Here is an 8,018-nt window from a genome sequence, read left to right as displayed (position 1 = left end):
TGGTGGATGCTCGCGGCCCGCAGGTGCACGATCGCGTCCGCCGAGCCCGAGACCGTGTACGCGGCCTTCACCTCCGCCAGCGGCTCCAGGCCCGCGCGGAGCCTGCCCGGCCTGATGTTGCCGTGGCAGTGCACCTCCACGAAGGCCTCCGTTCCCCAGCCGAGGGCTTCCGGGTCCACCACCGCCGTGAAGCCCCGGAGCACCCCCGCGTCCAGCAGTTTGTCCACCCGCCGCTTCACCGCGGGCGCCGACAAACCGACGATCGAGCCGATCTCCGCGTAGCTCGATCGAGCGTCCGCCACGAGGCACGAAATGATTCGATGGTCAATCGAGTCCATACGCAACATTCTGCCGTTTACGCGGCATGATGCGGCGTTGATCGATGGTCTGTCGGACACTTAGATTTCGAATCATGTCGTCCGCCGTTGAGGTCCGCCCCGTCTCCGGGGCCAGCGCGCTCGCCGCCGCCCGCACCCCCACCACCCGGCGCTACCTCATGTGCGCCCCCAAGTTCTTCACCGTCGAGTACGCGATCAACCCGTGGATGGACCCCAGCGAACCGGTGAGCACCGAGCGTGCGCTGGAGCAGTGGGGCGAGCTGAAGCGGACCTACGAGAGCCTCGGTCACGTCGTCGAGGAGATCGAGCCGCAGCCCGGCCTGCCCGACATGGTCTTCGCCGCCAACTCCGGCACCGTCGTGAACGGCCGCGTCCTCGGCGCCCGCTTCCGCGCCCCCGAGCGCGCCGGCGAGGCCGAGTTCTACCGCCGCTGGTTCCTCGAGCACGGCTTCCGCGACGTCGTCATGCCCACCAACATCAACGAGGCCGAGGGCGACTTCACCTGGAGCGGCCGCGTCCTGCTCGCCGGAACTGGCTTCCGCACCGACCCCGGCGCCCACGCCGAGGCGCAGGAGATCCTCGGCGTCCCCGTCGTCTCGCTGAAGCTCGTCGACCCGCGCTACTACCACCTCGACACCGCGCTCACCGTCCTCGACGACTCGCGCGAGACCCCGCTCGTGACGTACTACCCGGGCGCTTTCTCGCCCGGCTCGCAGCGCGTCCTCGAGCTGCTGTTCCCCGACGCCGTCCTCGCCACCGAGGCCGACGCCGCGTGCCTCGGCCTCAACGGCGTCTCCGACGGCTACAACGTCGTCCTGCCCGTCGAGGCCACCGCGCTCGGCGCCGCACTCGAAACCCGGGGATTCCGCGTCCACTACGTCGACATCTCCGAGCTCCGCAAGTCCGGCGGCGGCCCCAAGTGCTGCACCATGGAAATCCGCGCCTGACCCACTGCGAAAGGCCCCTGGCGAGATTCTCGCCGGGGGCCTCTTAATTCAGGGAAACGGTTCCGTCGTCGCGTGAAGCATTTGCTCGTGAGCTGCTCCGTGATTCGCTTATGCGGGAGCTATGGACGTGAAGATCTGCGGTGTGTACGCCGTCAGCTCCGGTGACAACATGGCGAGGGTCAGCTACACGACCATGCAGGGAAGACCAGGAGACCTCCACCCCAAGAACTTCGACGTGCCTGTCACCGTCGCCAGGATTCAGATCTATCGGTGACGTCTGGCGATCAGTTTCTGGTGAATCATGGCCAGGCCGTTCGATCGATGTCTTACCGAGCCATGCGATGCCAGCTACCGCGCGGACATGACCGCTGAACCCGATCTTCCAGCGTCGGCCCGCGTTGTCGATCAAGAACGCTCTCTTCACCCTGCAGTCGAGGCCGTGGGACAATCAGGTTGAGTCGCCGACTTGGGAGCCATGTGCCTGATCAAGTTAACGGTCAGGTCAGTGGAGTTGCGAACAAAGAAGTTGACTCCGCCGTTCTCGACTCGGTTTGCATCCCAGAGAGCTCTGGCTTTCTCGCTCAGTGGAAGTCCAGATACCGATTCGATCAACCTGTGCGCGTTCACATTTCGTTTCGATCGCGGACGAAGACTGGGAACATGATAACGAGGCAACCGGCTCCAATCCGAGCTGGCACGCTGCCCGGTCCACTGCCATTGCCGACCGCAACAGCGTGATAAAGCGAGCACGTGGTGCCACACGAAGGCCCTGCCTGAGTTAGCGGCAGGGCCTTCGCGGAGCGGTGGTCAGCGGGTGACGTCGTAGACGAGCTTCTGGATGCCGTTGCCGTAGGACTCGCTCTCGACGAGCGCGAGGTTCTGCTTGTCCTTGTCGGTGCCGCTGAAGAGCCGCTTGCCCGCGCCGAGCAGGACGGGGAAGACGAGCAGGTGGTAGCGGTCGATGAGGCCAGCGTCGGAGAGGTTGCGGTTCAGCCCAGCGCTGCCGTGGACGATGATCGGCCCGCCCTCGGTCTCCTTGAGCGCGGCGACGTCCTCGAGCGAGCGCAGGATGGTGATCTCGCCCCAGTTGGAGACGAGGTCCTCCTCGCGCAGGGTGTTCGACACGACGTACTTGGGCAGGACCTTGTAGCGGGGGAAGTCGGCCATGTCGGGCCACACGGGCGAGAACGCCTCGTAGCTGGCGCGACCGAGCAGCACGGCGGAGGCCTCGTCCTGCTCGCGTCCCTTGATCTCGTAGGCGGCCGGGTCGAACGCGATGTCCTTGAAGGTCCAGCCGGTGTTGCGGTAGCCCGGCTCGCCGCCGGGGCCTTCCATGACGCCGTCGAGGGAGACGAAGGCGGAAGAGATCAGCGTGCGCATGGTGTGCTCCTCGATTGCTCTGACGTGCTGGTCACCCCTGCGTCGATCGGCGTCGACCGGAATCGACACGTTCGCCGAAAAATTATCCGCGAGTTTGGCCGAGCTTCCAGTAGCCGGAGAACATGACCTTGCGGCGGTCGATGCCGCGCTCCTTCACGAGGTGCCGCCGCACGCCGGTGACCAGCGAAGACTCGCCGCACACCCACGCGTAGTCCACTGCGGGCAACTCGGCGCGGGTGAGGGTCGGGAGCAGGAAGCTGCCGGGAGCGCCGGAGCCGCGGTGCAGCCAGGTGATCTCCACGGGCGATGAGATCGGCGGGCAGTACGAGGCATCGCCTCGGTCACGCTCCGCGCCGTCGCGGCCGAGGTGGGGACGACCGCCGAACTGCACTCCGTGGTCGGTGATCGCGACGGCCTGGTCGTGGCGATGCTCGACGAGCTGGCCTCGGAGATCGAGCACCCGCCGGCGCACGAGGACCCGCGCGCCGAACTGATCGCGATCAGCACCGCCCTGCACGTGGCGATCAGCGGAGACGACTGGGCGTTGACCGCGCTCGCCGTCGACGGCCTCGCGGGCCCGCTCATCCTGCCGTTGATCAGCCGCGTGCTCGACGCCTTCGCCCGCGCCGGCGTTCCGGCCGAGCGCACCGCCAAGGCGACCAGAACCCTGTGGTCGCACGTCTTCGGGGCGATCCTCACCGCGGCGAACGAGGAGCCCGACAGCTTCGCGTCGCGGATGTCGCGCGTGGAGCTGCGCCGCGAGTTCGAGCGCACCGAGCCGGGAGAACACGCGTTGCTGGGCATCGAGATCGTGGTGGACGGCCTGTTGGCCAGGATGACCGCCAGCTCAGAGCGGGTCATCGGCGAGCGCCGACGGCGACTCCTTCTCGAACGCCGCCCACAGCAGGTTCAGCGGGTGGTCCGCGGTGTGCCTCGCCCGCTCGCCCTTGCGCGCGAACACGCCGGTGAACTGCTGCAACCTCGGCCGCGCCTCGTCGTCGAGTTCGAGCACGCGCAGCGGCACCGACTCGCCGAACTGGCCCTCCACCGCGGCCTGGCCGACGCCCTGGGTGACCACCATGCAGCCCCGGGCCAGCCGCGAGCGCAGCAGCGTCGTGCCGTAGTGGATCTCCTCGATCTCGGCGGCCACGGTCAGCTGGGCGCGGTACTCCGGCCCGTACCACCGGCGCAGGAAGTCGTTCACCATGCCCGCGGACGGCAGGATCATCGGCACCCGCCGCAGCCGGTTCGCGTCGACGACCTGGCCCGGCAGCTCCTCCTCGGAGAGGTTGGTCAGCACCACCGGCCTGCTCTGCCGCCACCACGGCAGCACCTCGAACCGGTCCAGCTCCCCGCTGTCCGCCGGGTCGACGATCGTGGTGCCGCACACCAGGTCCAGCTCGCCGGTGTCGAGCTTGCCCCACAGGTCCTTCGAGCGGACGTGCACGATGCGCAGCTCGATCTCCCTCGCCCGGAACTCCTCGGCGACGTGCCGCCACGCCTGCCCCAGGTACTCCAGCGTGAACCGGGTCGTCCCGACCGTCAGCGTCCTGCCGAGCTGGTGCCGCCACTGCTGGAACGCGTCCAGCCCGCCCTCCAACGCCTTCCTGCTCAGCTCGACCGCGCTCCTGCCGACGGGGGTGAACAGGAAGTCCTGCCCGCGCCCGCGCTTCTCCGCCAGCGCCGTCCCGCACAGCGCCTGGAAGTTGCGGTTGAGCGTGTCGAGCTGCTTCTGCACGCTCGACTGGTCGCGTCCCAGCGCGCGGGCCGCACGCAGCGCCGAGCCCTTCTCGTGCACCACCAGCAGGGTGCGCAGCTGGTCGAAGGTGACGTCCAGCAGAGCCACTGGGCAGTCCAGCAGCCGGTCCAGTGCCCGGTCCTCCAACGGAGCCGGGCCGGGTGCGGCGGTCAAGTCGAGTCCTTTTCCGTAAGGCCAACTGGCGGGAAGTCCAGTTGAACTGAACTTGATTCCATTTCGTTCCGAACTGATCGCTAAGTCTATTCTATCCGACTGGACAATGGTGGCCCTTGATGGTTTGAATACTGCTCGTCGCGCGGTTGCCGGGCAAATGCCATTCCTTAGTACTCGCCCGGCTCGCGAAAAGCCATATACCTGTTGGGAGATTTCTGTGTTCTCGCACGTGCCGGAGCTGTCGGCGCCCACCGCGACACGGGTGTCGTTCGTGCTGGTCGCGGCGTCGGTGGTGGCCACCGTCGTCGGGCTGGTGCTCACCTTCGCGCACCGGGACGAACTGGTCCGCCTCATCAGCTCCACCGCGGCCGACGTCGACGGCGGTCTGCGCTCCTCGTGGATGTTCCACGGGATCTGCTGCGCGGCGCTGATGCTGCTCGGCGCGCTCGCCACGAAGGGCGTGAACTGGGCGCGGCTGCTGCTCACCGCCGTCGCGGTGTTCACCGTGCTCGCGGCCTTCGCCGCCGGCGACGCGCGCTACCCGTCGATGATCACCTTCGCGGTGATGGCCGCGCAGGTCCTGCAGGTCGGCGTCGTGGTCTCGCTGTGGCTGCCGACCAGCAACGACTTCTTCCAGCGAGCACGCGCCGTGCGCGCGGTGCCCCCGATCGGGGTGTACGCGCTGCGGCTGCGCTGACGGGGTGCGCGGTGCAGGGGGGAACTCGCGCCGCGCGCTGGGGGAGAGGGGAACGGCCTCGATTTGTCGGGGCCGTTCTTTCCCCATTCGCCCGCGGCAATGCCGATCTTCGGTGAGCCCGAAACGTCGAACGGGGGTCCCCCAGCTACCGGGGACCCCCTAAGACCTCATTATCCCAACCCGGCCCGCCCCAACGCGAGCCGCCGAAGCCCCAATCCATGATCAGGGCGGATATCGTTTCACCAGCAGTCGTGCGCTCCACCCGGCCGCCCGCCGGTCGCGCGGGAGCTCAGGGCTGCGCGGGGAACTCGTACTCCAGGACGTAGCTGCCCGCGTCCATGGTCATCTCGGTGAGCTCGACCGGCTCTCCGTTGCCGGTCAGCGCGGTCCTCGCCACCACCATCAGCGGAGTGCCCGGCTCCAGCTGCAACGCGGTGACCTCGTCGCCCTGCGGCATGCGCGCCCTGATCTCCTCGCGGAAGACCATCGCGGGCTTGCCGAGCTCCCGCAGCCGTGCGTACACGCCGCCCGGCCCCGGGTTGATCTTGGTGAGCGGGGTGCCCACCGCGAGCCGGGCCGGGAAGTAGGACACGCACAGCATCACCGGGCGCCCGTCGACCAGGTTGCGGCGCTTGCGCACCCACACCCGGCTCTGCGAGGGGACGCCGAGCACCCTGGCGACGTGCTCGGGGGTCTCCTGCTCGGTCACGTCCACGCTGTCGATGGTCAGGCTCAGCGAACTCGGGTCGGTCTTCCACCTCGGCGCGCACACGTCCTGCGCGTCGCTGCGAACCCGCTGCGGCGGCAGCCTGCGGATCAGCCGGTCGTCCCGCACGTAGACCCCGGAACCCCGCCGGGACCACGCCAAGCCCTCGTTCTTGAGCACGTCCAACGCCGCGCGCACGGTCATCCGCGCCGCGCCGTAGCGCTCCATCAGGTCGTTCTCCCCCGGCAACCTGGAGCCAGGGGGGTACTTGCCAGCCAGGATGGCTGCGCGCAGCTCGTCTGCTATTCCTCGGAACTTCACCCGGTACGCAGAGCCCGGATCGGCCACTGGGACTGCCTTCCTGTCGAATTGCCCGCTCAGTAATGAACCCATTGCCCCACCGGCCGAGAGTACTCTCTATCAGTAGTCAATCGACTACTGTCCGAGGTTCCGGCAGGCCCGCCCTGAGCAGGTGCCTAAAAGGTGCTCGTCCTACCCTCGGTCGCTGTGAGAACTCCCCTGAGCCTCGACTGGGGCGTCAGCTACGAGCTGACCGTGCTCGACCTCGGGCTCGCCTGCTGCGGCGTCGAGGTGATGGCCGCGCTGCGCGGCCTGGACGACGCGGCGCTGGAGCGGCTCGGCGTCACCCCGGTGGACAGCGACGAGAGCGCCCACGTGCTCGTCGTCTCCGGCACGGTCACCGACGTGATGCTGCCCGCCGTGCTGGAGACCTACCGCGCCATGCCGGAGCCGAAGTACGTGCTCTCCGTCGGCGCCTGCTCCAACACCGGCGGGCCGTACTGGGACTCCTACGCGGTCACCAAGGGCATCGACCAGCTCCTGCCCGTGCACGTCGCGGTGCCCGGCTGCCCGCCTCGGCCGGAGGCCCTGCTCGAAGGACTGGCAGCGCTGCACCGCCTGATCACCGAGCAGGTGCCCGCGTGAGCCTGCCGGAAGTGCTCGCCTCCGCCGTGGCGGGCGTGACCACGAAGGTCGAGTTCGGGCGGCAGCGCGCGCTCGTGCCGTTGGAGAGCTGGCACAGCGCGGCGCTCGCGGCCAAGGACGCGCTGGGCTGCCGCATGTTCGACTGGCTCGGCGTCGAGGACGCGGGCAGGCCCGGAGCGGTGGGGGAACGGCACGCGGTCACGCTGCACGTCGTCCACCCCGGCGAGCGCGCTGGGCTGCTCATGCGGACCGAACTGCCCTCCGGCGCGGAGCTGCCCAGCATCGCGTCCGTGTGGGCCGGCGCCGCGTGGCACGAGCGCGAGGCCGCCGAGATGTTCGGCATCGCGCTGGCGGGCCACCCCGACCCGAGGCGCCTGCTGCTGCCGGACTCCTTCTCCGGACACCCGCTGCGCAAGGACTTCGTGCTCGCGGCCAGGGTGGTGCGGCCGTGGCCGGGCGGCCTGGAGCCGGGGGAAGCCGACACCAGCGCGCCCAGCCGACGCCGACTCGCCCCGCCCGGAGTGCCCGGCCCCGAGTGGGGACCGCGCCGAGAGGAGCCACAGCAGTGACCGACCTGCCACCCCGCACGCGCGGCGTGATCGCGCTCCTGGAGCAGAACTGCACGGTCTGCATGATCTGCGCGCGCGAGTGCCCCGACTGGTGCCTGCACATCACTTCGCACACGGAGACGGTGCAGGAGCCGGGCTCGATGAGGCCCAGGCAGCGCAACGTGCTCGACCGCTTCGCCATCGACTACGGGCAATGCCTGTACTGCGGCATCTGCGTCGAGGTCTGCCCCTTCGACGCGCTGCACTGGGCTCCGGACTTCGACTACCCCGGCACCGGCACGCTGGACGGCTCGGGCGCGGTCGCCGAACTCGTGTACGAGCGCCCCGCGCTGGGCGAGTGGGTGGCCGCCGTGCCCCCGCCACCTCCGCTGGACCCCGCCGCCGAACCGGCTCCGGAAGCGACCCAGCGCGGTGGTCGTCCAGGTCGCTGACGGAACTTCCTTCCGGGAGCGGGCGTTGTTCTACTGGAAAGCGACCAACCGGGCAGACCCTCGGAGCCGCGCACCATCCGGAGGTTGAGCGAC

The 8,018-nt window shown here is 69.0% G+C and carries 11 protein-coding genes; 6 read left to right on the top strand and 5 right to left on the bottom strand.

Translation table 11 applies throughout. The features are described 5' to 3' along the window. The coding region (locus tag CCN37_RS01880; RefSeq protein WP_086818861.1) for an Lrp/AsnC family transcriptional regulator at nucleotides 1-338 on the bottom strand (338 nt) is incomplete at its 3' end. A gap of 74 nt (nucleotides 339-412) precedes the next feature. Here CCN37_RS01880 and ddaH point away from each other — a divergent pair. Further along, the gene (gene ddaH, locus CCN37_RS01875) at nucleotides 413-1,285 is read left to right on the top strand and encodes a dimethylargininase (RefSeq protein ID WP_246842763.1); all 873 of its coding nucleotides are present in this window, start codon (nucleotides 413-415) and stop codon (nucleotides 1,283-1,285) included. Nucleotides 1,286-1,406: 121 nt separating this feature from the next. After that, nucleotides 1,407-1,559 carry a hypothetical protein gene (locus tag CCN37_RS39585; RefSeq protein ID WP_168200483.1) on the top strand — a complete coding sequence of 51 codons (153 nt, stop codon included), beginning with the start codon at nucleotides 1,407-1,409 and terminating at the stop codon, nucleotides 1,557-1,559. Between the two features lie 533 nt (nucleotides 1,560-2,092). Here the strand turns inward: CCN37_RS39585 and CCN37_RS01870 are convergent. The 3 genes from CCN37_RS01870 to CCN37_RS01860 form a co-directional block, all read right to left on the bottom strand. Then, nucleotides 2,093-2,665, bottom strand: coding sequence for a dihydrofolate reductase family protein (locus CCN37_RS01870; protein ID WP_086818856.1), 573 nt, complete (start codon nucleotides 2,663-2,665; stop codon nucleotides 2,093-2,095). An 82-nt stretch (nucleotides 2,666-2,747) separates the two neighbouring features. Beyond that, on the bottom strand, nucleotides 2,748-3,344 hold the full coding sequence (locus CCN37_RS01865; RefSeq protein WP_210407829.1) for a siderophore-interacting protein: 597 nt from the start codon (nucleotides 3,342-3,344) through the stop codon (nucleotides 2,748-2,750). 168 nt (nucleotides 3,345-3,512) lie between these two features. Continuing rightward, entirely contained in the window at nucleotides 3,513-4,577 is a 1,065-nt protein-coding gene (locus CCN37_RS01860) for a LysR family transcriptional regulator (protein WP_246842762.1), read from the bottom strand. Between the two features lie 217 nt (nucleotides 4,578-4,794). Here CCN37_RS01860 and CCN37_RS01855 point away from each other — a divergent pair, with 217 nt between their 5' ends. Continuing rightward, nucleotides 4,795-5,274: a hypothetical protein gene (locus tag CCN37_RS01855; protein ID WP_246842761.1), complete on the top strand. Its 480-nt coding sequence runs from the start codon at nucleotides 4,795-4,797 to the stop codon at nucleotides 5,272-5,274. Between the two features lie 289 nt (nucleotides 5,275-5,563). Here CCN37_RS01855 and CCN37_RS01850 read toward each other — a convergent pair whose 3' ends face one another. Next, a complete protein-coding gene (locus tag CCN37_RS01850; protein ID WP_246842760.1) occupies nucleotides 5,564-6,373 on the bottom strand; it encodes a GntR family transcriptional regulator in 810 nt (269 codons plus the stop codon). 114 nt (nucleotides 6,374-6,487) lie between these two features. Here CCN37_RS01850 and CCN37_RS01845 point away from each other — a divergent pair, with 114 nt between their 5' ends. From CCN37_RS01845 to CCN37_RS01835, 3 genes are read left to right on the top strand one after another with little or no spacing between them, the layout of a single operon-like run. Next, the gene (locus CCN37_RS01845) at nucleotides 6,488-6,925 is read left to right on the top strand and encodes an NADH-quinone oxidoreductase subunit NuoB (protein WP_246842759.1); all 438 of its coding nucleotides are present in this window, start codon (nucleotides 6,488-6,490) and stop codon (nucleotides 6,923-6,925) included. Further along, nucleotides 6,922-7,494: an NADH-quinone oxidoreductase subunit C gene (locus CCN37_RS01840; RefSeq protein WP_086818851.1), complete on the top strand. Its 573-nt coding sequence runs from the start codon at nucleotides 6,922-6,924 to the stop codon at nucleotides 7,492-7,494. The genes CCN37_RS01845 and CCN37_RS01840 overlap by 4 nt, the downstream gene beginning before the upstream one ends. After that, complete coding sequence (locus CCN37_RS01835; RefSeq protein ID WP_086818850.1) at nucleotides 7,491-7,925, top strand: 4Fe-4S binding protein; 435 nt, start codon at nucleotides 7,491-7,493, stop codon at nucleotides 7,923-7,925. The genes CCN37_RS01840 and CCN37_RS01835 overlap by 4 nt, the downstream gene beginning before the upstream one ends. Nucleotides 7,926-8,018 lie beyond the last annotated feature (93 nt).

It is taken from the genome of Allokutzneria sp. NRRL B-24872 (assembly GCF_002155965.1).
GTDB lineage: Bacteria > Actinomycetota > Actinomycetes > Mycobacteriales > Pseudonocardiaceae > Allokutzneria.
Note: the sequence above shows the minus strand (reverse complement) of the source record. Positions and strands in the feature narration are given on the sequence as shown.

Coding starts and splice junctions, on each gene's coding strand:
- ddaH (WP_246842763.1), top strand. CDS start 413: ATGTCGTCCGCCGTTGAGGTCCGCCCCGTCTCCGGGGCCAGCGCGCTC.
- CCN37_RS39585 (WP_168200483.1), top strand. CDS start 1,407: ATGGACGTGAAGATCTGCGGTGTGTACGCCGTCAGCTCCGGTGACAAC.
- CCN37_RS01870 (WP_086818856.1), bottom strand. CDS start 2,665: ATGCGCACGCTGATCTCTTCCGCCTTCGTCTCCCTCGACGGCGTCATG.
- CCN37_RS01850 (WP_246842760.1), bottom strand. CDS start 6,373: ATGGGTTCATTACTGAGCGGGCAATTCGACAGGAAGGCAGTCCCAGTG.